The 25,292-nt window shown below is 62.6% G+C and carries 20 protein-coding genes and 1 pseudogene; 3 read left to right on the top strand and 18 right to left on the bottom strand.

Annotated features, from left to right (window positions below):
• Positions 1 to 23 precede the first annotated feature (23 nt).
• A pseudogene (locus A3OO_RS21195) lies at positions 24 to 2,144 on the bottom strand (heavy metal translocating P-type ATPase).
• Positions 2,145 to 2,478: 334 nt separating this feature from the next.
• Between A3OO_RS21195 and hmuQ the strand changes: the two are divergent.
• Entirely contained in the window at positions 2,479 to 2,820 is a 342-nt protein-coding gene (gene hmuQ, locus A3OO_RS0105695) for a heme-degrading protein HmuQ (protein WP_026222724.1), read from the top strand.
• 25 nt (positions 2,821 to 2,845) lie between these two features.
• On the opposite strand, the gene A3OO_RS0105690 is transcribed toward hmuQ, so the two are convergent.
• The 5 genes from A3OO_RS0105690 to A3OO_RS0105670 all read right to left on the bottom strand — a co-directional run bounded on the left by A3OO_RS0105690 (position 2,846) and on the right by A3OO_RS0105670 (position 9,246).
• Positions 2,846 to 6,247, bottom strand: a complete 3,402-nt coding sequence (locus A3OO_RS0105690; protein ID WP_018406871.1) for a PAS domain S-box protein — start codon at positions 6,245 to 6,247, stop codon at positions 2,846 to 2,848.
• Positions 6,248 to 6,691: 444 nt separating this feature from the next.
• Positions 6,692 to 7,135, bottom strand: coding sequence for a response regulator (locus A3OO_RS0105685; RefSeq protein WP_156824902.1), 444 nt, complete (start codon positions 7,133 to 7,135; stop codon positions 6,692 to 6,694).
• A 142-nt stretch (positions 7,136 to 7,277) separates the two neighbouring features.
• On the bottom strand, positions 7,278 to 7,898 hold the full coding sequence (gene fixJ / locus A3OO_RS0105680) for a response regulator FixJ (RefSeq protein WP_018406869.1): 621 nt from the start codon (positions 7,896 to 7,898) through the stop codon (positions 7,278 to 7,280).
• The gene (locus A3OO_RS0105675) at positions 7,895 to 8,665 is read right to left on the bottom strand and encodes a sensor histidine kinase (RefSeq protein WP_018406868.1); all 771 of its coding nucleotides are present in this window, start codon (positions 8,663 to 8,665) and stop codon (positions 7,895 to 7,897) included. The genes fixJ and A3OO_RS0105675 overlap by 4 nt, the downstream gene beginning before the upstream one ends.
• Before the next feature lie 287 nt (positions 8,666 to 8,952).
• Positions 8,953 to 9,246: a hypothetical protein gene (locus A3OO_RS0105670; RefSeq protein ID WP_018406867.1), complete on the bottom strand. Its 294-nt coding sequence runs from the start codon at positions 9,244 to 9,246 to the stop codon at positions 8,953 to 8,955.
• A 548-nt stretch (positions 9,247 to 9,794) separates the two neighbouring features.
• Here A3OO_RS0105670 and A3OO_RS22865 point away from each other — a divergent pair.
• Together A3OO_RS22865 and A3OO_RS0105655 are read left to right on the top strand one after the other, a co-directional pair.
• A complete protein-coding gene (locus tag A3OO_RS22865; protein WP_083909731.1) occupies positions 9,795 to 10,088 on the top strand; it encodes a con-10 family general stress protein in 294 nt (97 codons plus the stop codon).
• A 117-nt stretch (positions 10,089 to 10,205) separates the two neighbouring features.
• The gene (locus A3OO_RS0105655) at positions 10,206 to 11,378 is read left to right on the top strand and encodes an MFS transporter (RefSeq protein WP_018406864.1); all 1,173 of its coding nucleotides are present in this window, start codon (positions 10,206 to 10,208) and stop codon (positions 11,376 to 11,378) included.
• Positions 11,379 to 11,525: 147 nt separating this feature from the next.
• Here the strand turns inward: A3OO_RS0105655 and hemA are convergent, their stop codons facing one another.
• The 12 genes from hemA to bchB form a co-directional block, all read right to left on the bottom strand.
• The gene (hemA, locus tag A3OO_RS0105650) at positions 11,526 to 12,827 is read right to left on the bottom strand and encodes a 5-aminolevulinate synthase (RefSeq protein WP_026222723.1); all 1,302 of its coding nucleotides are present in this window, start codon (positions 12,825 to 12,827) and stop codon (positions 11,526 to 11,528) included.
• 63 nt (positions 12,828 to 12,890) lie between these two features.
• Positions 12,891 to 13,730, bottom strand: coding sequence for a putative photosynthetic complex assembly protein PuhE (gene puhE / locus A3OO_RS0105645; RefSeq protein WP_018406862.1), 840 nt, complete (start codon positions 13,728 to 13,730; stop codon positions 12,891 to 12,893).
• A 10-nt stretch (positions 13,731 to 13,740) separates the two neighbouring features.
• Positions 13,741 to 14,802: a magnesium-protoporphyrin IX monomethyl ester (oxidative) cyclase gene (gene acsF / locus A3OO_RS0105640; RefSeq protein ID WP_018406861.1), complete on the bottom strand. Its 1,062-nt coding sequence runs from the start codon at positions 14,800 to 14,802 to the stop codon at positions 13,741 to 13,743.
• On the bottom strand, positions 14,799 to 15,104 hold the full coding sequence (locus A3OO_RS0105635; protein WP_018406860.1) for a hypothetical protein: 306 nt from the start codon (positions 15,102 to 15,104) through the stop codon (positions 14,799 to 14,801). The genes acsF and A3OO_RS0105635 overlap by 4 nt, the downstream gene beginning before the upstream one ends.
• The gene (gene puhC / locus A3OO_RS0105630; RefSeq protein ID WP_018406859.1) at positions 15,101 to 15,586 is read right to left on the bottom strand and encodes a photosynthetic complex assembly protein PuhC; all 486 of its coding nucleotides are present in this window, start codon (positions 15,584 to 15,586) and stop codon (positions 15,101 to 15,103) included. The genes A3OO_RS0105635 and puhC overlap by 4 nt, the downstream gene beginning before the upstream one ends.
• Before the next feature lie 21 nt (positions 15,587 to 15,607).
• Positions 15,608 to 16,276, bottom strand: coding sequence for a photosynthetic complex putative assembly protein PuhB (gene puhB, locus A3OO_RS21190; protein ID WP_018406858.1), 669 nt, complete (start codon positions 16,274 to 16,276; stop codon positions 15,608 to 15,610).
• Positions 16,273 to 17,040 (bottom strand): photosynthetic reaction center subunit H, encoded by a 768-nt coding sequence (gene puhA, locus A3OO_RS0105620; protein ID WP_018406857.1) that lies wholly within the window; start codon positions 17,038 to 17,040, stop codon positions 16,273 to 16,275. Before puhA ends, puhB begins: the two co-directional genes overlap by 4 nt.
• Positions 17,037 to 18,479, bottom strand: coding sequence for an MFS transporter (locus tag A3OO_RS0105615; protein ID WP_018406856.1), 1,443 nt, complete (start codon positions 18,477 to 18,479; stop codon positions 17,037 to 17,039). The genes puhA and A3OO_RS0105615 overlap by 4 nt, the downstream gene beginning before the upstream one ends.
• Positions 18,476 to 19,177, bottom strand: a complete 702-nt coding sequence (gene bchM / locus A3OO_RS0105610) for a magnesium protoporphyrin IX methyltransferase (protein WP_018406855.1) — start codon at positions 19,175 to 19,177, stop codon at positions 18,476 to 18,478. Before bchM ends, A3OO_RS0105615 begins: the two co-directional genes overlap by 4 nt.
• Positions 19,177 to 20,058, bottom strand: coding sequence for a ferredoxin:protochlorophyllide reductase (ATP-dependent) iron-sulfur ATP-binding protein (bchL, locus tag A3OO_RS0105605; protein WP_018406854.1), 882 nt, complete (start codon positions 20,056 to 20,058; stop codon positions 19,177 to 19,179). The genes bchM and bchL overlap by 1 nt, the downstream gene beginning before the upstream one ends.
• Positions 20,055 to 23,789 carry a magnesium chelatase subunit H gene (locus tag A3OO_RS0105600; RefSeq protein ID WP_018406853.1) on the bottom strand — a complete coding sequence of 1,245 codons (3,735 nt, stop codon included), beginning with the start codon at positions 23,787 to 23,789 and terminating at the stop codon, positions 20,055 to 20,057. Before A3OO_RS0105600 ends, bchL begins: the two co-directional genes overlap by 4 nt.
• A complete protein-coding gene (bchB, locus tag A3OO_RS0105595) occupies positions 23,761 to 25,290 on the bottom strand; it encodes a ferredoxin:protochlorophyllide reductase (ATP-dependent) subunit B (RefSeq protein ID WP_018406852.1) in 1,530 nt (509 codons plus the stop codon). The genes A3OO_RS0105600 and bchB overlap by 29 nt, the downstream gene beginning before the upstream one ends.
• Positions 25,291 to 25,292: the final 2 nt, after the last annotated feature.

Here is a 25,292-nt window from a genome sequence, read left to right as displayed (position 1 = left end):
GCCGAGCGGGAGGAGCTCTGCTATTATTCTTGCGCCCGGCTGTGCTCGAGTGCGACTGAATCGCGCGAGACTTTCTCTATGACGGGACTGCGCCCTCGTCCGCTCAGCAGCGCGCGCAGCAGGACGGCGATCGTCGTCCCATTGTGCAGCGTGGCGGCGGTGAGAGGAGAAAGACGGCCGAACGCCGCAGCGCCCAGAATCGCCGAATTCACCCCCACCGCGATCTTAAAGTTCGAATGGATCAGACCCATTGCCTCCCGAGAGATGGTGAGCATCGTGGCGACGGAATCGAGTCTGTCTTCCAGCAACACGATGTCGGCGGTGGCTCGCGCAATATCGGCGGCGCGCGGCATCGAGATGCCGACATCCGCCGCCATCAATGCGGGCCCGTCGTTCACGCCATCGCCGATATAAGCGACGCGGCGACCCTGCTGTTTGAGCGCCGCTATGATGTCGGCCTTGTCCTGCGGCTGCTGTTCGTAATGCACCGCATCTATGCCAAGCGTCTCCACGAAAGCCAGCGCCGGCGCCTGGCGATCGCCTGTGATCATCACGAGGCGCTTGACTCCTAACGCGCGCAACTGCGCAAGCGTGCGCGCACTCTCCGACCGCTATCGATCGCGCAATGCAAAGACCGCAATCGGGCGCTCATCGGCGGCGACATAGAGAAGCGATTTGCCTTGCTCTTGAAGCGCTCGCACCGTCTTGCGGGCGTCCGCGAATGAAATGTGCTCGTCGTCTTCGAGATAATGCCGGCTGCCAAACCGAATGCGACGTCCATCGACATTCGCTTCCACGCCATGGCCGACGATGAAATTCACCGCCTCATGCGGGATATGGGCGAGCCGGCGCTGCTGCGCGAGCCCGACGACGGCGCGCGCGATAGGATGGCTCGTGTGTTCGCCGAGCGACGCCACCATCGCGGCCGCGCGCTCTTCATCGATCCCCGGGTCCAGCGGACAAATGTCCGTGACCTCCAACGTATTGTGGGTCAGCGTGCCGGTCTTGTCGAAGACGATCGTGTCGACTCCGGCAAGCGTTTCGATCGCCGTTCCGCTCTTGACCAGACAGCCTTCTTGCGCCGCCCGATACATTGCGGATTTTATGGCGATCGGCGTGCCGAGCTTCACGGCGCAGGAATAGTCGACCATGAAAACGGATTCGATCCGACGCCAATCGCGCGTAAGGGCGAACACCACTGCAGCCGTGGCCAGCGTAATGCCGACGCGCCGATCCGCAAAGACGCTGGACACCGTCTGGATCTCCGCCAGGCGGTCGAGCGCCTCCTGGATATAGCGCGCGATACGCCCGGGCGTCGTCGCCTCGCCCACGCGCTCAGCCTGGACCACGAGCCGTCCGTCGGTGACAACGCCGCCCGCGAGCGCCTGATCTCCGACCGCGTGCGGCAGGGGAAGGCTTTCGCCGGTCACCGACGACTGATCGACATAAGCGTCGCCGGCGACCACCGGGCCGTCGACCGGAATGGTTTCGCCGGCGCCGATGACGACGCGCTCGCCACCTTTAAGCTGCATGAAAGGCACACGCGCGAGTTCGCCGTCGTGGCGTTCCACCCACACGTCGCCAGGCCCTTGTCGCAGGAGCGAGCGCAGCAATTCATCCGACTGCTGGACGGTGGTGGCCTCGATATGCTCCGCCAGCGCGAGAAGGAAGCGGGTCACGCTGGCGGTGGCATATTCCTGGCGCGCCGCCGGCACGCCGATGGCGAGCGCATCAAGAACGTCGGTCTTCAGCTTGCCGCGCGACGCCGCAAGGATGCCGCGCGCGAGGACGCCGGCGATGTTGAGCCAAGTGATCGCTGCGGCGAGCGGCGCGGGAAGGAGGAGCGTGGCGGCGATCGCGCCGGCTGCGAGAGTCACGCGCCTGGCGTTGGCGGCTGGCGGAGGCCGCCAGGTATCGGCCGCCGCTGATGGCGTTCGACGTGCTGTCGCGAGAATGGCGTCGCGGACCTCAGGCTGTCCGTCATACGCCAACGTCAACGATGCGCAGGCGCGATTAGCGCGCACGGACGCGACGCCGGGAAGCTGTCGCAGCGCAACTTCCGTCTGCGCAAAATCGTCCGCATCGGACAAAAGCCGCAACCGCAGACGCTTGTCCAACTCATGGACAATTTCTACACACGCCATGGTCAGCGAGGACCTCAAGAGCGTTTCTCGGAAATGCTTGCGAGCGGCGATCTCCGACTCTGACTTCACGCAGCCGCGAGATTTCGCTCCTAACTTAGTTTAACGCCCCGGTCCACAATGCGTTTCGGTCTTAGCGGAGCCGCTACCGCGCGATAGAGCATTGAGGCTTGGCATATGGCGGAGAGTTGCTGATCACGCCTGCGGCGAACGTCAGATCAGGGATCATCGAGTCCAAGCCGTCGCCGCTTCGATCAGGTTCTTTGCCTTTCGCCTTGGGGACGATTAGCTAAGAACGCTGGCGGAACCCGCCGAGACCAATGACAGGAGCCGAGTCATGTTTGTCGCAATGAACCGCTTCAAAATCGTCAAGGGAAAGGAACAGGCCTTCGAGGACGTCTGGCGGTCGCGTCAGTCGCGGCTTCAGGAAAGGCCCGGCTTCATCGTCTTCCATTTGCTCAAGGGGCCCGAGCGGGAGGACCACGTTCTCTATGCGTCGCATGCGCTGTGGGAGACTCGGCAGCACTTCATCGATTGGACGCATTCCGAACATTTTCGTGAGGCCCACAAAAACGCTGGTCAGAACCGCGATCTCTATCTGGGCGGTCCCGAATTTGAAGGCTTCGACGCGGTTCTCACCGAATCCAATCCAAACTATGCGCCGACTGCCGCAGAATAGGATGATGCGGCAAGAACACGGAGCGTCAGCCTCCCAAGGAGGGTGACGCAGCTGGATCGGCGCGATCCGCGAGCGGCAAACTGACGATGAATTCGCTGCCGCGGCCGACGCCCGCGCTGCGCGCTTCCACCCGGCCGCCGTGGATTTCCGTAAGGCTGCGCACAAGCGCGAGGCCAATGCCGAGCCCACCTTCGGAGAGCCGAATTTGGCCGTCCGTCTGCGCGAAAAGATCGAAGACGCGCGGCATCATGTCGGCGCTGATGCCAACGCCATTGTCGCGAACCCGCAGCACGACTTCGTTACCCCCGCGCGCGGCGTCAATTTCGATGCGGCCGCCCGGGGGGGTGTATTTCGCCGCGTTGTTGATGATATTGGCCGCAATCTGCGCCAGACGGACAGAGTCGCCGAAAACCCGCAGCGGCTCATCCGCGACATTCACGGTTACGCGGTGGGCTTTGTTTTCGATGAGCGGCTGACAGGCCTCCAATGCATGCCGCAAGAAATCCGACACGGCGACGCTTTCCTTTCGCAAGTCGACTTTGCCACGGCTGATCCGTGACACTTCAAGGAGGTCGTCGACGAGGCGAACTAGGTGATCGACCTGTCGCTGAACCATAGCGAGCAGCGGAGTGTCAGGAAATTGGGGACCATATTTCCTCTTCAAGATATGCACGGCGTTCCGGATCGGGGTGAGCGGGTTGCGTAATTCATGCGCCAGAGTGGCGAGGAACTCGTCCTTACGGCGGTCGGCGTCTTGCAGCGCGCTTTCAGCCTCATGACGCGCGGTCACGTCGGCATGAGTGCCGATCGCCCTTAGCGGCCGGCCAGCTGCGTCCCGTTCCACGATCCGCCCGCGGTCCAGAATCCAGCGCCAGGAACCGTCTTTGTGGAGCAAGCGGTGCTCGCATTCATAGATTTCGGCGCGGCCCTCCAGATGATCGGCCAATCGAGCAGCAACGATTTCACGCTCGTCTGGATGAATCAGCCTTTCCCAGGCTCGGACATCGGGTTCCATTTCGCTGAGTTCATAACCAAGCATGGACGCCCAACTGCCGCCGAACATGACCCGGCCGCTGGGCACGTGCCAGTCCCAGAATCCCAACTGGCCGGCTTCCAGCGCCAGCTCGAGTTGCTGCTGGCTTTCCCTTAGCGCCAGTTCGGCCCGCTTGAGATCGTTGATGTCCGTATTGCTGCCGAACCATTCGACGATCTCGTCGGTTGCGGCGCGAATGGGTGCAGCCTGAACGCGCATCCAGCGCCACTCGCCATCATGTCGGCGGATGCGGTGCTCGCTCCAAAACGGCTCGCCGCTACCTAGCGCTGCTCGCCACCGCGCCGCCGCGGCCTCGAGGTCATCAGGGTGAACGACCTTGGTCCAGCCGTCCCCCAGCATTTCCTCGGCCGTCTGACCGGTGAAGGCCATCCATTCCTGTTGCGGCTTTTGATGCAGTCCGGATGGCGGACAGCTCCATGTGATCGCGCTCGCCGCTTCGACGAGAGAGCGATAGCGCAGCTCGCTTTCGCGCAGCGCCTCCTCGACCCGCTTGCGCTCGGAAATGTCAATGTTCACGCCTGTGAGGCGCATCGGCTTGCCGGCCGCGTCCTTGAAACCTTGAAACCGCCCGGCGATCCAGTGCACGCTGCCATCGGGCCAGACGACTCGCCACTCATGCTCGACGGGCTCGCCCGTTGCTAACGTCTCGTTGACCTTGGCGGCTGCGCCCGCGCGGTCCTCCTGGTGCACCAACTGCTCCCAGGCCGACTGCCTCCGGCCGAACTCGCCCGGCGACAGCCCATACATCGCCTCCAATTCCGGCGTCCAGATGTTCACGTCCGTCGGAATGCGCCAGTCGAACGCGCCGATCTTCGCAGCCTCGGTCGCGAGCCGCAGCCGAGCCTCGCTCACGCGCAGCGCCTCCTCCGCCTGCTTTCGATCGGTGATGTCCTGCGTAATGCCGAAGCCGCCAAGAAGCGCGCCCGCCGCGTCAAATTCCAGATACGCCTTCTCGCGCACCCATTTGACCTCGTCCCCGGACACGATGCGATGCTCGATGTCGTAGGGTTCGCCGCGAAGGCCGGCCTGCCACTTTGCGTCAACATCGGCCTGGTCGTCGGGGTGTACGATGGAAAGAAAACTGTCGTAGGTCAGCGGCGTCCCACTCGGCACGCCGAAGATTCGATGGTTTTCGTCCGACCAGGTCAAAACGTTCCGGCGCACGTCCATGCGCCACCAACCGATCTTTCCGACCTCCTGGGCGCGGTCAAGATCATTGCGGCTTTGCTGCAGCGCCTCTTCAGCCAGCTTGCGCTCTGTGACGTCCTCAACGAAAGTGATGATCCACCGCGGTACGCCGTCGGCCCAGCGAATGAGCGAGACGCTCTTGCGGACCCAAATGTTTTCGCCATTCTTTCGAACGTAGCGGTTTTCGACGACGAAGCCGGGGATCTCGCCCGCAAGCATTCGTTCGGCCAAGGCCCTGTTGGCCGGCCAATCATCCGGATGGATCAGCTCCGAACCCTTGAGGGCAAGAAGTTCCTCGCGCGTGTAGCCGGTGATCACACAATAAGCGCGGTTGGCGTCCAAGTGCGTATCGTCAGGCCCGTTCATCGCAAAGCCGATCGACGCGTTGGCGAAGGCTACGCGGAAGCGTTCCTCACTGTCGCGCAGCGCCGCCTCGGTCTGCTTGCGTTCGGTGATGTCGCGCACGAATGCGCGCATGCCGACAACACGGCCATTTTCGTCGACAACGGTCCACGTTCGCAGGCTTATCGGAAATACCGCTCCATCCTTGCGGATATATTCCTTCTCATATTCGGCGGATTCGCCGCGCGGAAGAATGTGCTCCCGCACGACCGCCGCTTCCATGTCATGCCAGACTTCCGGTGTCAGTTCTTGATAAGTTAGACGCTTCAGCTCTTCGAGAGTGTAGCCGAGCATCTTCTGGTAAGCGGGGTTGGCTTCGAGAATACGGCCGCTCATATCGACGGTGACGATGCCGTCGCGACTCGTCTCAAAGAGCGAACGATAGCGCTCTTCACTTGCCCGCAACGCGTCCAAGCGCTCTTTGCGCTCGGTTATATCTATCCGATCATGGAAATCGATGATGGAGCCGCTGTAGCCAACGAATCCGCCTTGCTCATCATAGTGCGGCGCGCCGACCGCCAACGCCCAGCGAAACTGGCCATCCTTGCGTCTAAGCCTTGCGACGATCTGAAACGGGCGCTCTGATCGTCCCGCCAAACCGAGCTCGACCTTCACCAACTCCAGATCGTCGGCGTGGAAGGCTTGCAGCCATCCTTCTGCCATCGCAGCTTCGGCTGATTGTCCGGTAATTATTGGCCATTGCCGGCCGATGAAATTGCATTTTCCGTCGACATCCGTTGACCAGTTTACAACCCAGAACGTGTCCATGTTTGAAAAGGTCATTTGCTATCCGATGGACAGGAATATCTCAGGCGCCAAGCAGAGCGATCCAGCCCTATTGTTACAGCTTGGCCGGCGCAATCCGGACGCCTGGAGACGTTGGTTCGGAGCGGCTTAAGCGTAAGCGTAACTCGCTTCGCGCAAGGCGTATCCGCGGACGCTTGCGCAGCCGCGCCATGGAGCTCACGATTTTCCCCGCCAGGAATGTCAGGACGGGCGCGCCGCCGCAGCGTTCTTTCTAACGCCAGCGGTTATGAAAAATCCAGCTGAGGCGCGGCATTAACGGCTCTCGCTGCGGCTGCGGCTGGCGCCATCAGCCGCCAGCGCGCCGCCGCCCGAAAGGGGTGAGCGCGCCGAACAAGGCGCCAAAGCGGTTTCGGTGAGAGGGAGTCCTGAAGAAAGGCTTGCTAAGAGTCGGCGCTCTAAGCTGCGTGCGCCGATATGTCGCTAAATCTGCTGGGATTCGTCCCCACACGCGGCGAGGATTTCCTCCAAAATGTCGATATCGGCCGGCTTCACCAGATGGCGGTCGAACCCCGCTTCGCGGGTGCGCTTCTTGTCAAGATCCTGCCCCCAGCCGGAGAGCGCAATAAGCTGCGCCTGCTGACCGGCCCGCGCGCTGCGGATGCGACGCGCGGCTTCATAGCCGTTCATCTCGGGCATGCCGAGGTCTAGGAACACGATCCTCGGCTGGAAAGCGGACACGAGCGAGATGCCCACCGCTCCGCTATAGGCCGTTCTCACGTCGCATCCCAACACGTCCAGCAGCATCGCCATGCTGTCGGCGACGTCCCTATCGTCGTCGATGACGAGAACACGCCGCGCCGAGGGCGTCGTTACGGAGAACTCCTTCGGTTGGACAGCGTCTGCCGGGGAGAGTGGCGCTCGCATGACCAATTCGCTCCTCTTGCGCTCGGCGGCCTTCACTTGGATACTTAGCGCGCGCATTTTGGCAAGGCATCCTCAGCGCACCCAATTTGCCTGCGACGCATGATCGACGACGCGGAGTTTTGGCGAAAGACGCTTCTCGACGTCACGCTCCGAAGCTCATATTCCGACCGTTGAGAAACATTCGGACCAACTCCGCGAGGTTCTTGACGCGCATTTTCGCCATGACATTGGCGCGATGCGCTTCCACCGTGCGCACACTGATGCCGAGATCATGGGCAATGACCTTATTCGAGCGGCCTTCCGCGAGCCTTTCGAGAATTTCGCGCTCCCGCTTGGTCAATGACTTAAATCTTTCGGAGATCTGCCGCTCTTCCGCATAACGCGACTGCACGGCGTCGTGCTTGGATAGCGCGCGCTTGACGGCTGCGAAGAGCGCATCGTCATCGAACGGCTTCTCGAGAAAATCGACAGCGCCGCGCTTCATGGCCTCGACCGCCAGAGGCACGTCGCCATGGCCGGTAATGATAATAATCGGCAGATGAAGATTGCGGTTCTTCATCTCGAAGATCAGGTCGAGTCCGCTCACCTCCGGCATCCGAACATCAGCGATGACGCACCCGGCGCTTTCCGGCCCGATGGACGAAAGCATAGCTGGCGCCGACGGAAAACTCGAGACAGCGAAGCCTTCAGATTCGAGTAGAAGCTGAAGGGCGTCGCGCACCGCCGCATCGTCGTCCACGACAAATACCGTTCCCGAGTTCATCCGCTAAATTCTCGCGCTCGCAACGGAAGATCACAGGAGAATATAGCGCCGCCTTCGGGATTGACCTTAGCCCACAGCCGACCATCGTGCGCTTCGACGATTGCGCGGGAAATCGACAGCCCAATGCCCATTCCCTCTTTCCGCATTGCAAAAAGATCAAGCGGATCGGCGTTGTCCCGTCCGCCAGGTCCGCAGCCGGTGTCTTGAATTTCAACGCGTATGGCCTTTGCCGCCTGGGTCTGTGTGGAAATCACCAGCTCGCGTCGCGGCAAATCCTGCATCGCTTCAATGGCGTTTCGTATAAGATTCGCCAGAACATGTCTGATCTGGACACGATCTGCGACGATGCAATCGTCGTCTTTGGTCAGCCGCTTGCTGATCGAGACGCCGGCCTCGGCGGCCTCCGCATCGAAGAGGGAAAGCGTCTCCTCGATCAGCGAATTAACGCTCACGAGCGTCTTGTCTGGCTCGCCCTGCGCAACAAGCTCGCTCAGACTGCGGACAACCTGCCCGGCGCGCATGATCTGCGTGACCGCCTTGTCGAGCGCTCCAACGATTGGCGCGACCGACTCCTTCGGAAGCCCTCCTGTGAGGCGCTGCGCCGCCCTGAGATAGGCGCTCGCCGCTGCCAGCGGCTGGTTGATATTGTGGGCGAGAGTCGCAGCCAGTCCGCTAATGGCTCTCAGACGTTCGAGCTCTCTACGACTAACGCCGAATACATTGGGACCAGCATCATCCACCGGAGCGACCCTATCGGCCTGATTCAACCCAAACTTCCGTCGCGCTCGCCGCCATACGCCGCATGTTCGGCAAACGCGAACTCCGGCTTAGATCGCCGTAAGCGTATCAGCGCCCCGCCCCGGTCGCCATTCTTTTTGCGGCGCGTCCGCTCACCAGTTAGAGTTCGCTGTTTTGAACTGAGCAGCAAGACGCGCCCGGATCTTTGGATGGGAGCTCACGCCAGAGGTTGCTTGTCCCTCTGAGCGCGGACTGTAGGCTGAGTTTGCCTCGCGCCGTTCGCCGCAAAAAACGAATCGAGTGTCCGCCGCGTCGATCAATTATCGGACAAGCCTTTAAACGCGCGGTTCCGCCGCACCAAGGCCTCAAATTGCGGACGGTCCCGCATGAAAATACGAAGGACGACGAACACGTCCGTCGCAAGCGACTGGGCGCCGATATCCACAAGCCCCTGTATATCCAACACGATCATCTCGAATACGAACCACTCGCCCTTTTGCAGGTTCAGCAGGTAGCTCGCAAGCAGCTGATTCTGCTTCGGTGAAACTGTCGCAACCGCTTCGCGCGATCCGAGACTCGACTGCTCCCTACGCCGCGACACCGACAACATTGGACGCTCCCGTCTTGTTTTCGTGCTCTGCTCAAGGCGCTGTTGCCGCTCTTGCGGCGGCATTTACTTGGAGAGATCGACTCCTACGGCATAAGAGCATGCTCGCGGGCGAGGCAAAATTGGTAGACATACGTAAGAGGACTATTGAGTCAGCCAGTTTGGTGTATTCAGGGTATAGAGGCATTGGCGCATCGGACAAAAGCAAGAGAACAGAGCGCACGTGGGACGGGAAAGACTCCGTTACTCAGTATCAGGCCAGCCAGAGCGAACACTTAACGAAGTCTTACCGTCAAAGGCAGTTCTTAACTCTGGGGCTGAGACCCCGGCCTCACGAAACGGGCTGGAGCACCGATCGACTCTGATCGTTCAAAAAATCGAATTTCTACGTAAGATTACGAGCTTGGCAGCCGCTTAGTCTCAGCAAATATGAACATCGCTCAGCCGCCTTTCGAAAAGGTAAGCCGGCGCCGTTGCTTGGTGCTGTTGAGCGGCTTCTGCAGCTTCGGTTGTTGCGGAGGCGTCTTCGACGCAGAATTGGAGCGCGACTGATGGATACGGTTTCGGCGGCCACCAAGTCCCGGAGGGGTTTCGCGTCGATGACGCCGGAGCGGCAACGTGAAATTGCGCGCAAGGGCGGCAAGAGCGTGCCGGGCGACCAGCGCAGTTTCGCCAAAAATCCCCAGCTTGCGTCGTCGGCGGGACGCAAAGGCGGGCTTGCCGTCAACGCGGCAAAGCGCAGTTTTTCTGTCGATCGCCAGCTTGCGTCGCAAGCTGGAAAAAAAGGGGGCCATGCGTCGCGCAACACGCGCACAGAGAATGACGTCATTTCAGGAGGCGCATGAAAAATCGTCGCGCCGGCGCCGCTGCTCGCGCCTGACGCGCCTTTCGCGCCGCAGCGAGGACTGGCGATCGCGGCGCTGATTGTCGCCGGGGAATCGGTTTTTCTGCTGCCTTTCGTATTGCCTCGCGTATTCCGGCCCACGCTCCTCGATGTGTTCGGCATCACCAATCTCGAACTCGGCGCCGCCTATTCGGTTTATGGCGTGGTAGCAATGGCCGCGTATTTGTTCGGCGGCCCGCTCGCCGACAGATATCCCGCACGCACAATGTTAACTGTCGCATTGACTTCCACCGCCGTCGGCGGCTTTGTGATGATGGCGGTTCCATCCCCATCGACGCTGGCGATCTTATACGGGTATTGGGGAATCACCACGATCGCGCTGTTCTGGGCGCCGTTGATTCGCGCCACGCGTGAGTGGGGCCTTAACTTTTCGCAAAGTCGCGCATTTGGAATGCTCGAGGGCGGCAGAGGCGCGCTGGCGGCCGTCATGGCGTCGATCATGGTGGTCCTGTTCGCCGCGCTGCTACCAGAAGACAGCGAGACGGCCAGTCTCGCGACGCGCACGGAATCATTGCGATGGATCATCCTGCTGATGTCCGCGATGACCTGCGGAGCCGCCTTGCTCATCTGGCTGGCGCTGCCGGAGCGTAAAACGCCGGCGCAAGCAAGGGCGTCGTTAAGCGACATCGCCCGCGTGTTCGCGATGCCGTCAGTCTGGCTGCAGGCTGCGGTGATCCTATGCGCTTATGTGGGCTTTAAGGCGATCGACGACTTTTCGCTGTACGCCAACCAGGTCATTGGTCTGAATCAGGTAGAGGCGGCGCGGGCCGGCGTCGCATCGCTCTGGATACGACCATTTGCCGCCATTAGCGCCGGCTACCTGGCTGAGCGGCTTGGCGCGCCGTTCATGATCATCGGCTGTTTCGTGCTTCTCGCAGCCGGGAGCTCCGTGCTGGCCTCCGGCGCGATTGGCGCGGGCATGGTATGGACGTTTGTTTTGACGATCGTCTTCACCAGCATCGGCATCTTCGCGCTGCGCGGCCTGTATTTCGCGATCATGCAAGATGGCAAAATTCCTATGGAGCACACGGGAAGCGCAGTTGGCTTGCTATCGGTGATCGGCTACGCGCCGGATATTTTTATGGGGCCGCTCATGGGATATCTGCTCGACCGGTGGCCCGGGGCCGCCGGGCACAATTACGTGTTCTCGGTCGTCACCCTATTCGCGATGTTCGGAGTGATCGCCAGCTACATTTTCGCGCAACGCGCCCAACTTCAGACCAACCTGTGAGCCGCTAAACCGCCTGAAGCGCGCATGACTGCGGCGCGGAGCTGTTCGGCTAAACGCTCGTCCTCCGGACGAGCATCGCCAACATATTCGTCGCCGGAACGAAGCTATGTGGTTGCGGCGCCGTCAGCCATAAACGTCGGCTCTTTCTTACTCGGCCGCCCGTTTCATCTCCGGATAGGTGCAGTGCGCCTCGGCGGCGGCTTGCCGCGCGCGCAGCGGTATGACTTTAGCCTCGACGAAAGGCAATCTGAGTGACGACCAGACGTCGACCAGCGCCTCAACGAGTTCGGCGACATGCGCCTCATTGTGGCGCGGCGTCGGCGTGATTCGCAGGCGCTCCGTGCCCAGCGCAACGGTGGGATAATTGATCGGCTGAATGTAAATCGAATGGCGCCGCAGCAGCAGATCGCTCGCCTCCTTGCAGCGCGCCGCATCTCCCACCATCACCGGCACAATGTGCGATCTGTTGTCCATCACCGGCAGGCCGGCTGCGCGCAAGGCATGTTTCGTCAACATCGCCATGTGCTGATGACGCGCGCGTTCTTCTCCCGAATGTTTGAGATGGCGAACGGCGGCGCGCGCGCAGGCCGCAACCATCGGCGGCAGCGTGGTGGTGAAGATGAATTGCGGCGCGTAACTGCGCACCGCATCGACGATTGCCGGGCTCGCGGCGATATAGCCGCCGAGCGCGCCGAAGCCCTTGGCGAGCGTGCCCTCGATGATGTCGATGCGGTCTTCGACGCCTTCGCGTTGACAGATGCCGCCGCCGCGCGCGCCATACATGCCGACCGCGTGCACTTCATCGACATAGGTGAGCGCATTGTACTTTTCAGCCAGCGCGACGATCTCCGCGACCGGCGCAATGTCGCCGTCCATCGAATACAGGCTTTCGAAGACGATCAGCTTGGCCCGCTCCTTGCCGGCCGCCTTAAGCAATTCCTCGAGATGGTCGACGTCATTATGACGCCAGATCTGCTTTTCGCACCCCGACCGGCGAACGCCTTCGATCATCGAATTGTGATTGAGCGCGTCGGAAAGAATGAGACAATTCGGCAGCAGCGACGCGATCGTCGAAATGCCGGCGAGATTGGAGATCCAGCCCGAGGTGAAGACGAGCGCCGCGGGTTTGCCATGCAGATCGGAGAGTTCCGCCTCGAGCTCGACGATCGGATTGTGGGTGCCGGAGATGTTGCGCGTGCCCCCCGCCCCGGCGCCGTGGCGGTCCAGAGCGTCTCGCGCCGCGTCGACCACGGCGCGGTGTCCGCCCATCCCGAGGTAATCGTTGGAGCACCAGATCGTGACTTCGCGAGGCGCATGCTCTTCGCCCTCGGGACGCCACAGCGCAGTGGGAAAGCGAACGGCGTCGCGTTCGAGATTGGCGAAAACCCGGTAGCGCTTCTCCATCTTCAACCGCGCGATCGCCGATTGGAAATGCTGGTCGTACGTCAAAGCCATCGGATTCATGTGACTCTCCATCGGCGTAACTTCCCTAGACGCGCCATTCTGCGGGCGCTAAACCTCACTGACGCGCGAGCGGCGCAGAGGCGCCTCGATCGCGACGATACGAAGCGAGTCGTATTCATTCGCTTCGTCCGGACACCCTTCTTTGACGCCCCACGACCAGAGCGCGTTGGCGCGTAGCGGCGCGACGAGAAACCAATGCTCTGCGACGGCGAGCGCCATGAGCGTCGCGAGAATTGTAAAGCCGACAAGCTCGAACGCCGTCGTCGCGACGAGCGCTTTTTGCGCGATCAGCACGGTGACGATGGTCGAGGCGCTAACCGAGAGCGGGAAAAAGAGGTTCATCGGCCTGCGCGTCATGAAGGTCGCCAGATAGCGTAAATGCTCCGGCAGCAGCTCTTCGCTTAGGTTTGGCGCGCCGAAATAGAGATTGAGCTTGGCGCTCGTATGCATCCACCAAAGAATGAGAAAGGTCCATGCGCCAATCTGATTGGGCTGATTGCGAGTCAGCGCGACGAGCGCGACTGCGCACAGGATGATCGCGATTTCGTGATAGAGGCTCGTGCGCACCGCCTCGACGAAGCGGGGCCAGCCGCGCAAATGCGGCGGACAGGCCGTTTTTCGCGGACCCGTGATGAAGCCCATGTAGTAACTCACGAGCTGCCAGGCCCACGCGGTCAGTCCGCAAAGGAACGCGTAGTAGGCGGACGAGGCCGTCGTTTCGCTGCGCGTCGCGACGATGCCCCATAGCGCCAGCGCGAACAGCGCGGTCGCGCCCGCCATGCTCCACACGAATGTGCGGCGAGAAAGGCCGTCGAGATAGAGCAGCACGCCGGTGCTCCCCCACCAGAGCAGGAGCGTTGCGACGATCGGCGGTGCATAGTCGGACATACGGCGCTCCTCACCACACCGGCGCAAGACGAATTTGCGCCGGCAGCGCGTTGGATTTCGCTGGGACAAAATAGAGACGCGCGAAGGTCGCGGCCGCCGCTGCGGTCAGCGCCGCCTGCTTGGCTCGGGCGACGACGCCCTTCTGCTTCTTTGCCGCGGCGATCGCGCGTTCGATCGCCACAAGACGGTCGAGGCCGGGTTTGAACAGCGGATGATCAAGATCGAGCGTGATCGGAAAGACCTGGCGCGAAATCTCGGTCGTCAGCCGGAACACCTTGAAGTCGTAGTCGTCGGGATGCATGCCGATCGCCGCGTGGAACGCGGGGCGGCAATGATCGCGCACATACATGGTCGCGAAAACGGCAAGCAGGAAGAATTTGATCCAGTAAACATTGATGCCCGAGACGAGCTTCGGATTCGCGCGCATCAGCAATGCGAAGGCCTCGCCGTGGCGGAACTCGTCGTTGCACCACTTCTCGAACCACTTGAAAATCGGATGGAAGCGGCGTTCCGGGTGACGCTCGAGCTGGCGGAAGATGGTGATATAGCGGGCGTAGCCGATTTTCTCGGACAGGTAGGTCGCGTAAAAAATGAACTTCGGCTTGAAAAACGTATATTTCTTCGTCTTCGTCAAGAAACTCAGATCGATGCCGATGCCGAAATCCTTCAGCGTATCGTTGATAAATCCAGCATGGCGCGCCTCGTCGCGGCTCATGAAGCCGAAGAGGTCCTTCATGTCCTGGTTGTGGGCGCGCTTTTTCATTTCGGCATAGAGCACGCAGCCTGAAAACTCCGCGGTGATCGAGCTGATGAGAAAGTCACGGAACTCCTTGTCGAGTTCTTCGGAGTAGACGAAGGGGGCGTCGAACTCCTCGGTGCGCTGGAAATGCTTATTGTTGGGGTCAGAGCGCATCTCTTCCATCAGCGCATCCCACTCCTTGCGCACAGGAGAGACGTCCGTCTTGTCAAGCTCAGCGAAATCCGTGGTGTAGAAGCGCGGGCTCAGAAGGGTATTTTCCTGGGCGACGCGGGTCGCTTCGATCGAGACGTTGTGGCGCAACGGGGCGTTCATAGCGCTCTCCTGTTCGTGAAGCTGACGTCGTAAAGTTCGGTGAGCTCGAAATTGCCAAGAAAGCGCGCCCACAGCCGTTCGATGAGGCCGGCGCGAATGATCGTCGCGCGGCGCTCGACCGTGACCCGATAGCCGAAAGGCGCTTCAACTGGCGCATTTTGCACGAGCACGCGATCGCCGGGCCTTATTTCGAAATCGCCTTCGATCTCGACGTGAGCGAAGAGGCTTTCGGCCGTATGGCCGATCTCGACCCTGCAGGGCGCGTCGAACGTCTGGCGGGTGATGGGGAGCAACCAGTTCATGGCTCGCGCCTCCTTTCGGTAAAGAGCTGCGCGAAGGCGCGCGCATTGTCCGGTCCGAAGGCGTCAAGATTGACCCGTCGCCCGGTCGCCGAGTCTTCGAGCGAAACCGTGCCGTCGCTCCAACGCGTCAAAGCAAAAGGCGTCGATGCGTCGAGGCCCGATCGGCGCCGCTCGCGCGCGAGCCCGCGCAACGTCGAACGAATGAAGCCGTAGGAGCCCGGCTGCACGACATAAAAGAGCGCGCCGTCACGGGCGTCGCGCACGGAGACCGAGCCATCATTGCGATCCTCGAAGAGCAATGCGAGACTCTCGACCGCATTCCTCAACGGCATATGCACCGCGCCGACGCCAGTGAACCTGGTCAAACCCGTCGAAAGCAGAGCAAACAGGATTAGAACGCCGGCGCCGCGTAGGATCGGGCGCGGCACGCCGTCATGTGCGCTTAAAGGCGTTTGAGTCTTGCCGATTGACGCCTGGCTCATGATCGAAGCCCTCCTTCCCCGTTACGCTGCGACTGCATCGCCCGCCGGCATGCTTGCTTTTTGCGACGAAGCGGATGCGACCGCGTCGTCTTCGCCAATCAAGAACATGTCGCCACGTTCGGCCGCGGCCGCGACAAGCGCGCGCCCCAAGATATCGCCGACATGTCTCGCATCGGCGAGGCCGCGCAGCGCCGGCTCTGGATGCGCGAAGCGGAACGGGCGCGCGAAGGGCCAAAGATGCAGGTAGCCGATTCGCTTGTCGGGTGAGAGCGTCAGCATGACATCGCCCGAACCGTCGCTTTCGATGCGCAAGCCCGCGGTTCTAATCTGCGAAAACGGCAGATTGTAAAAGACTTGTAAGGCGACCCCGATCTTCATCACGACGCGGCGCGAGGTGATAATGAAGAGCGCCGTGCGCGCCGAGGCCCAGGCGAGCAAGGCAAGCAGCGCCAGCGCGCCAAGACCGATCGCCAGGGTGCGAGCGCCCGCCAGCGCGGCGGACCCCGCCCCAGATTCAACCGCAGCATCGAAGACGTTCCACGCGGTCAGCGCCGCGAAGTAGCCGGCGACAACGTCGCCTCGGTAGGCGCGGCGGAAGAGACTCGTCCACTGAGGACGGCCGTGCCACAGGATGCGCTCTCCTTGTGGAACGTCTTCCGGCAAGAGCTTCTCGAGATTGATGGCCTTCACAGCAGCGGCTCCACTCTTGCGGGCGTCGCGTAGAGCGTGCCCGCGCCATAATAGGCGGCGATCTTTTCTTCCTCGAGCAGCGTCACCTGATCGGGATTGCGTGTCCTTGGAACGTTGGCGAACTGATCGGCAAGGATCGCTTCGACATGGATCTGTCGCCTTGCGCCGTCGACCTTGGCGAAGGGCACGGGCAGAAGGACGTCGCCTTGACCCTCGCTCAGCGTGACTTCATAGAAGCGCAGAAAGTCTTCCGCGCGATCAACCCAGGCGTCCTTGATGACGCCGGCGACGCGTCGATCCGCGGCGACGACCTCCATGCCAATGGGATTGGGATCTTCGCTCGACACCGCAAAATTTGTGGCGACGCGCAATGGCGCGATAAGATCGCGGCCGTCGTGCATTTTCTCCGGCACATCGACGCGCAGCGCGTAGGCCCCGGGTCCCACTTCCGCGAGCATAGGATCGCCGTTCGGCGTCAGCGGCGCGCCAGGCCAAACGGCCACTTTCGTGGCGTTCGGCGTTCGCGTATCGCGTTCAAAATTCGGCGCTTGAATTTTTGCGCCGTCCCCCCGCAGGAAGGTCTTGGGCGTTGGGATCAGCAAGAAGCCGCGATCCCTCTGCGGACCAACTTCGGACTCCAGAGGATAGCCCTCGCGGCGATCCTCACGGCGCAGATAGAAAACGAGGCCGGCGAAGAAGATGAAGAAGGCGTAAAGGACAACCTGCGCGACATCGATGTTGCTGGTGATGGCTCCGCGTATCATTGCATCACTCCGGAGTTGAAACTTGACGTGGGAACGAGATCGAAGTCCGTCGGCGCTTCGCTATCCTGCTTCTTAAAGCGGACCAAAGGTCCGATCGCGACGACCGTCGCGAGCAGCAGGAGGATTTCGATGGCGTAGACGATGGCATAGCCGCTGGCAGGACTCACAAGCGCCTCGCCCAGCGCGCCGCTGGCGGCAAGCATGGAGCCCGCGTCATTGATCACGCCGCTCGCCGCAATGGCGAGACCGGCCGCGGTCGCCTGCGCGGCGCCCCATGCGCCGAGCGCAAGCCCACGATCTTCCGGCCTGGCCGTCTGCATGGAGGCGGTGAGCGTGCCATGCGCAAAAAGGCCGCCGCCAAGGCCAATCAGCGTGACGCCGATGCTGAACAGCGTCGAAGAGTCCGCCGGCGCCGCGAAGATCACCGCGAAGAAGGCGACGACGCCGACAACCGCGCCGACGCCGGCGACGCGGTGAGGGTCGGCGCCGCGCGTCAGCCATCGCGCCGCGATGGCGAGTCCTACGCCGCTGCCGAGCGCCAGCATCGCGGTGAGCGCCGTCGTCGCGCTGACAGGCAAGTGCAGCACGCGCCCGCCATAGGGCTCGAGTAGAATGTCTTGCATGCTGAAGCCGGCGGTGCCGAGCGCGGTCGCGAACAGCCGCCGTCGCGCCCGGCCGGTGCTCGCGAAACGCTTCCAGGCTTCCGAGAAGTCGACGTTCTGCACGGGCGGGAGAGCGCCGCGCGCTTCCTGTTTCCAAAGCGCCACGCAATTCAAGACCATCGTCACGACGGCGGCGCCCTGCACGACTTGAATGAGGCGGATGGCGCTGAAATTCGCGAGCAGCGCGCCGAAGGCGAGCGCGCTTACGCCCATGCCGACGAGCAGCATGGCGCACAGCAGCGCGACGACGCGCGGGCGCGTATGAGCCGGCGCGAGATCGGTGGCGAGCGCGAGGCCAACAGTCTGCACGGTGTGCAGACCCGCGCCGACGAGAAGAAACGCCAAGGCCGCCGCCGCCTGTCCGATAATGATCGGTCCCGTCGTATCGCCGGAGAGGATCAGCAGCGAGAACGGCATGATTGCGAGGCCGCCAAATTGCAGCATGGTGCCGAACCAGATGTACGGCACGCGCCGCCAGCCGAGCACCGAGCGATGCGTATCGGAGCGAAAGCCGATGAGCGCGCGCAATGGCGCAAAGAGCAGCGGCAGCGACAGCATCAGCGCGACAAGCCAGGACGGCACGCCGAGTTCGACGATCATCACGCGGTTCAGCGTGCCGATGAGCAGCACCGCCGCCATGCCGACCGTCACCTGGAACAGCGAGAGCCGCAGCAGACGCGGCATCGGCAGTTCGGCTGAGCCTGCGTCCGCAAAGGGCAGAATCTGCGGACCGATGCGCATCAGGCCTTTGACCAGAACGGCGCTGGCGCGGTTCATGAGCGTCGCGCCTCCACAGCCTGCGAGATATAGAAGCCGCTCACGATCTTCCCGCTTTGCGCGACGCGCCAGTCGCCGAGCGCGTTCTGCGCCGCCATGTGGCGTTCGAGTGAAGAAAGCGCGATCGGCGCAATGGCCGGGGAGCGATTCCCGCGCGGGAACAACTGCCCGAGGGCGTGCATCGCTGCGAGAGCCGCCGTGCGCGGCGCGATGGTGAAGATCAGCTTGCTGTCGACGCGCGGCGCCAGACTGGCGAGCGTTCGCGCGATATCGGCGCCCTCGTAATGGATCAGACTGTCCATCGCGACGACATGATCGAAAGGGCCGAAAGCGGGATCGAGCATGTCGCCGACTGCGAAGGTCACGCGGCCCGCGCCAAAATCGCGCGGCGCGCGCTCCTGCGCCAGACTGATCAGCGTCGGCGAAAGATCGACCGCAACGACCTCGGCGCCACGTCGCGCCGCCTCAATCGCCAACGCGCCCGTGCCGCAACCGGCGTCGAGCAAGCGCTGGCCACGAAGGTCTTGCGGCAGCCAGGACAACAGCCTGTTGCGCATGGCCTCACGGCCGGCGCGCACCGTGGCGCGAATGCGATTGACCGGCGCGTCGGAGGTCAGGCGCTTCCATGCCTCGACCGCGGTCCGGTCGAAATAGGCCTCGAGTTCGCCGCGTCTTGCGACATAGCTTGGCGTCGTCATCAGTCGAATCCCAAAAATTCGAAGAGATCGCGATCCTTCATGGGCGCAGCGTCGAGCGGCGCGTAGCCGTTCCACAGCTCATCCGCGAGGCGCAGATATTCGTTCTGCACCGCCTCAAGCTCGGGCGAGGGCTCCATCTCAAAGAGCGTCGATTTCTTGAGGCGGCTGCGGCGGATGACATCGAGATCGGGGAAATGCGCGACGCGCCTGAGGCCCACCGCCGCATTGTAGCGGTCGATCTCATTGGTCGCGACGCTGCGATTGGCGATGACGCCGCCAAGCCGCACCTCGTAATTCTTCGACTTCGCGCGGATCGCGGCGACGATGCGGTTCATCGCGAAGATGGAATCGAAGTCATTGGCCGTGACGATCAGCGCCCGGCCGGCATGCTGCAGCGGCGAGGCGAAGCCGCCGCAGACGACGTCGCCGAGAACATCAAAGATCACGACGTCGGTATCTTCGAGGAGATGATGCTCCTTGAGGAGCTTCACCGTCTGGCCGACGACATAGCCGCCGCAGCCCGTGCCGGCCGGCGGACCGCCGGCCTCGACGCACATCACGCCATTGTAGCCTTCGACGACAAAGTCCTCGACGCGCAATTCCTCGGAATGGAATTTCACGGATTCGAGCGCGTCGATCACCGTCGGCGCGAGCCGCTTGGTGAGCGTGAAGGTCGAATCATGCTTGGGATCGCAGCCGATCTGCAGCACGCGCTTGCCGAGTTTTGAAAATGCGACGGAGAGATTCGACGACGTCGTGCTTTTGCCGATCCCGCCCTTGCCGTAGATGGCGAAGACCTTCGCGGCGCCGATGCTGATCGCCGGATCCAGCTCGACCTGAAAGGAGTCGGTTTCGACCGGCTTGCGGATCGGAATGTTCATGCCGCGATCTCCTCGACGACGCCTTCGAGCCGGTCTTCGAGCTCTTCGCTCGCCTGCTGCAGCGCCGCCAGCGTTTCCTCGTTCGGCGTCCAGTATCGGCGCTGATGCGCCTCAATGAGACGGTTGGCGATTCGCGCCGAGGCGATCGGATTGAGCTGCGCCAGACGTCGCCGCATCTCGGCGTCGAGCACATAGGTCTCAGTCAGGCGCTGATAGACCCATGGTTCGACTTGCCCGGTCGTCGCCGACCAGCCGAGCGTGTTCGTCACATGCGATTCGATGTGGCGCACGCCTTCGTAGCCGTGCTTGAGCATGCTCTCGTACCATTTGGGGTTGAGCGTGCGCGTTCTGGTCTCCAGCGACACCTGCTCGTTGAGCGTGCGCACCACACCCTCGCCCCTGGTCTGGTCGCTGATGTAGACAGGCGTGGCGACGCCCTTGGCGCGCTTTACCGAACGGCTGACGCCGCCAAGCGTGTCGAAGTAATGATCGATGGTGGTGACGCCGAGCTCGACCGAGTCGAGGTTCTGATAGGCGAAGTCGACGCCGGAAAGGACGCTCTGCAGCACCTCATTGCGTCGCGTTGGCTGTCCGGAAACGCCATAGGCGAAGCCCTTGCGCCGCATATAGGCCTCAGCGAGCTGATCTTCGTCTTCCCAACAGCCGCCGTCGATCATTGTGTTGACGTTCGCGCCATAGGCGCCGTCAGCGTTGCCGAAGACGCGGAGCGCCGCGGTTTCCATATCGCCGCCAAATTGGCCTATGAAAGCCAGCGCGTGTTTGCGAACGAAATTCTGTTCCACAGGCTCGTCGGCGGACGCCGCCAGCAAGCACGCCTGCGCCAGCAGTTTGATCTGCAGCGGCAGGAGATCGCGGAAGATCCCCGAGAGCGAAATCATCACGTCGATGCGCGGCCGGCCGAGTTTTTCCAGCGATAGAAGCGTCGCGCCGGCAAGCCGGCCGTAGCCATCGAATCGCGGCTCCGCGCCGATCAGCGCCAGCGCCTGAGCGATCGGCCCGCCTTCCGTCTTGAGATTGTCGGTGCCCCACAGCACCAGGGCGATCGTTTCCGGCAGGTTGCCGCCGTCGCTCATGTGGCGTTCGATGAGCCGCGCCGCCTGCCGCGCGCCATCCCGCACGGCGAAGACGCTCGGGATGTGGAACGGATCGAAGCCGTGCAGATTGCGGCCCGTCGGCAGCACGTCGGCCGTGCGCAAGACGTCGCCGCCTGGCACGGGTCGCACAAAGCGACCGTCGAGCGCATGGATCAGCGCCTTAAGTTCGTGATCCTGCGCGAGCGCGGCGTCGGCGCGCGCAAGCATGTGCAGCGTCTCGGCCGCCGCCTCATTGTCGGCGAGGCTTTCGGGCGAAGCGCCTTGCGTCAGCGCCTCGATTGTCTCGCGCTCAATTTGCGCGCCCGACGCCTCGGACATCGCCAGCAGCATGTCGATCCGCGCGTCCAGCGCCATGGGTTCGCCCACGATATGCAGGCCGTGCGGGATGAGCGTGTATTCGAGTTCGAGAACGGCTCTCGCGAGTTTCGCAATCTGCTGTTCCGCCGCGCCGCGCCATGCCGGCTCCGCCGCACAAAGGTCGAGCGCCGCCGCCTGAGTTTGAATGAGTTCGGCGAGTTCATTGCGCTCGCCCGTCTCGGAGGGGCTGACGCCGCGCCAGCGAGCGATCGAAGACTTCAATTCGTTCAGTCCCCGATAAAGCCCGGCGTTGGCGACCGGCGGCGTCAAATAGCTGACGAGCGTCGCGCCGGAACGGCGCTTGGCCAGCACGCCTTCGGACGGATTGTTGGAGGCGTAGAGATAGAAGTTTGGCAGATCGCCGATGAGTCGGTCGGGCCAGCAGTCAGCGGAGAGGCCTGTCTGCTTGCCGGGCATGAATTCGAGCGCGCCATGCGTGCCGAAATGCAGCACGGCGTCGGCGCCAAAATCCTCGCGCACCCAGCGATAGAAGGCCGAGAAGGCGTGCGTCGGCGCAAAGCCTTTCTCGAACAGCAGCCGCATCGGATCGCCCTCATAGCCGAAGGCGGGCTGGACGCCGACGAAGACATTGCCGAAGCGCGCGCCGTAGATATGGATTGAGCCGCCGTCGCTCTGATGCCGCCCAGGCGCCGGACCCCATTGCGATTCGATGTCGCCGAGCCACGTCTCTCGGCGCACATGGTCGTCGGCGGCGACCCGCTCGTGGACGTTGGCCTGGGCGCCAAAACGCGCGGCGTTGCCTTCGATGACGGCTGTGCGCAGCGCCTCGACCGTCGCCGGCGGCTCAATCGCGTAGCCGCTGCGCGTCATTTCCTGCAACAGGAGGTGAAGGGATTCAAACACGGAGAGAAAGGCGGCGCTTCCCACCGCGCCGGCGTTCGGCGGAAAATTGAACAGCACGATCGCGACTTTTCGCGCCGCTCTCTCGGACCGTCGCAGAAGGGCGAGCTTTTCGACCCGTGCGGCGAGCATCTCCGCTCGCTCGACGCAGACCTGCATGTCCCGCGCGCCGTCGCTTGCCGGGAAAACGCAGTTGCGAACGCAGGCCGCGCATAATCCCGCGTCCTGCGGACGTCCGCCAAAAATCATCGGACCTGTCGAGCCATCGAGCTCCGGAATGGAGACCATGATGGTGGATTCGACCGGGAGCAGGCCGCGATCCGAGCCGCGCCATTCGGCCAGAGTCTGAAACTCAACCGGATGCGCCGCAATGTAGGGAACGTCGAGTTTGGCGAGAATTTCCTCGGCCGCTTTCGCGTCATTGTAGGCGGGGCCGCCGACGAGCGAAAATCCGACGAGCGAGACGAGCGCATCGATGATAGGTCTGCCGTCGCGCAAGAAGAAGTTCTCGATCGCCGGACGCGCGTCGAGTCCGGTGGCGTACGCCGGAATGACCTTGAGTCCGCGCGCCTCCATCGCCGCGATGACGCCGTCATAGTGGCGTGCATTGTCCGCGAGCACATAGGAGCGCAACACGAGTAGACCGATCGTCGCCTTGGCGCCGCCGGCGGGCTCGGGCAATTGATCGAGCCTTTCGCTCACCCTGCCCGGCAAGCGCGGGTGGTAGAGGCCGACTTCCGGATATTCGATCGGCGCATGGGGATTCAGCGCGCCGCGCAACATGCGCCGCGGGCCGTCAGCGTAACGATCGATGAGCAAGCGGACCATATTGGCGATGTTCTCGTCCGAGCCCGCGAGCCAATATTGCAGCGTCAGGAAGTAAGCGCGCACATCCTGCGCCGTTCCTGGTATGAAACGCAGGATCTTGGGCAGACGCCGAAGCATTTTCATTTGCTTGGCGCCCGCGGCCTCCGACTTGCCCTTCTTTCCGCGCAAGCGTTTCAGAAGCGACATGAAGCCGGAAGTGGGCGCGCTCATGTCGAAGCGTCCCATGCGGGTCAGCTTCGCGACATCGCCCGCCGACATGATGCTGATCATGGCGTCGCAATGATCGCGGCGCGCCGCAAGGGCTGCAAGCAGAGGCGTGAAATGTTCTTCCAGGAAGAGCATGGCGTTGACGATAATGTCCGCCTCAGCGATCTCCGTGAGACAGGCGTCGAGCGCCTTGGGGCTGGCGGCGAATTCGGACGCCGCGTGGACGCTGAGGGTAAGACCGGGGATTTCGCGTGAAAGCGCTCGGCGGGCGCGATCGGTCGCGGCAGCCACATGCGTGTCCATCGTCACGATGACGACTTTCACAGGCGTCGCCTCAGCGTGCGAAATGCGCTTTTGCGTCATAGAGCGTCTCGACGGTGATGGTCGCAAGGCCGCGCTCGGCGGCGAATTTTTCGGTGTTTCGGCGCGCTTTGCCGCGCACGAAGAAGGGGATCTTCTTGAGCTCCTTCTCGGCGTCGTCGGCCCAGGCGAGGACGATGTCGCTCACGACCGCCGCTGAAGTTGGCCGCCGAGGCTCCTGTTCCTCTCCGAGATGCGAGGGCGCGGCGCCGTCATGGAATTCGACGTCGTCACGGAACATCGTCAGAAGATGCTCCTCAAGCCCCATCATCAGCGGATGAACCCAGGTATCGAAGATCACATTCGCGCCTTCGAACCCCATGTGCGGCGAATAGCGGGCGGGGAAATCCTGCACATGCACGGGCGCCGAGATCACCGCGCAGGGAAGGCCGAGCCGCTTGGCGATATGACGCTCCATCTGCGTCCCGAGCACGAGTTCGGGCTGCAGTTCGGCGACTTTCGCTTCGACGTCGAGATAGTCGTCGGTGACGAGCGCCTCGACCCCGTAGCGCGCGGCGGCCTCGCGAACGTCGCGCGCAAATTCGCGCGCATAGGTTCCAAGGCCGACGACCTCGAAGCCGAGTTCATCCTGCGCAATGCGCGCGGCGGCAATGGCGTGTGTCGCGTCGCCGAAGATGAAGACGCGCTTACCGGTGAGATAGGTCGAGTCAACCGAGCGCGAATACCAAGGCAGGCGCGAGTCATTCGTCTCCAAAGCCGTCGCTGGATTGATTTCGGCCATCCGGGCGACTTCCGCGATGAAGTCACGCGTCGCGCCGACGCCGAGCGGGATGCTGCGGGTGAAGGGCTGGCCATGCGCGCGCTCCAGCCATTGCGCGGCGGCGAGCCCGATCTCCGGATAGAGCAGCACATTGAAATCGGCGTCACCGAGGCGTGTCAGATCCTTCGGACTGGCGCCAAGCGGCGCGACGACATTGACTTCGACGCCGAGCGTGGCGAGCAGTTTTGCTATCTCGCGCACGTCATCGCGGCAACGAAAGCCCAGCGACGTGGGCCCAAGAATGTTGCAGCTCTTGCGATCGCGTGATGGCCTGTCGCGGCGCGCGCCGGCAAGGCCGCGCACGAGACGATAGAAAGTCTCCGACGCGCCCCAGTTTTCCTTTTTCTGATAGGCGGGCAGTTCGAGCGCAATGACGGGACACGGCAGATCGAGCGCCTTGGCGAGACCGCCGGGGTCGTCCTGCAGCAGCTCCGCCGTGCAGGACGCCCCGACGATCATCGCCTGGGGGGAGAAACGCTCATAGGCCTCGCGCGCCGCGCTCTTGAACAGTTCCGCCGTGTCCGCGCCGAGATCGCGCGCCTGAAAGGTCGTATAGGTCACGGGAGGGCGCGTATCGCGCCGTTCGATCATCGTGAAAAGAAGATCGGCATAGGTGTCGCCCTGCGGCGCATGCAGCACGTAATGCAAGCCGTGCATGGCCGCCGCGACCCGCATGGCGCCGACATGCGGCGGTCCTTCATAGGTCCAGAGCGTCAGCTGCATGG

It is taken from the genome of Methylocystis rosea SV97 (genome assembly GCF_000372845.1).
GTDB lineage: Bacteria > Pseudomonadota > Alphaproteobacteria > Rhizobiales > Beijerinckiaceae > Methylocystis > Methylocystis rosea.
The sequence above is the reverse complement of the archived record's forward strand: the minus strand, read 5'-3'. Positions and strand labels throughout refer to the sequence as shown.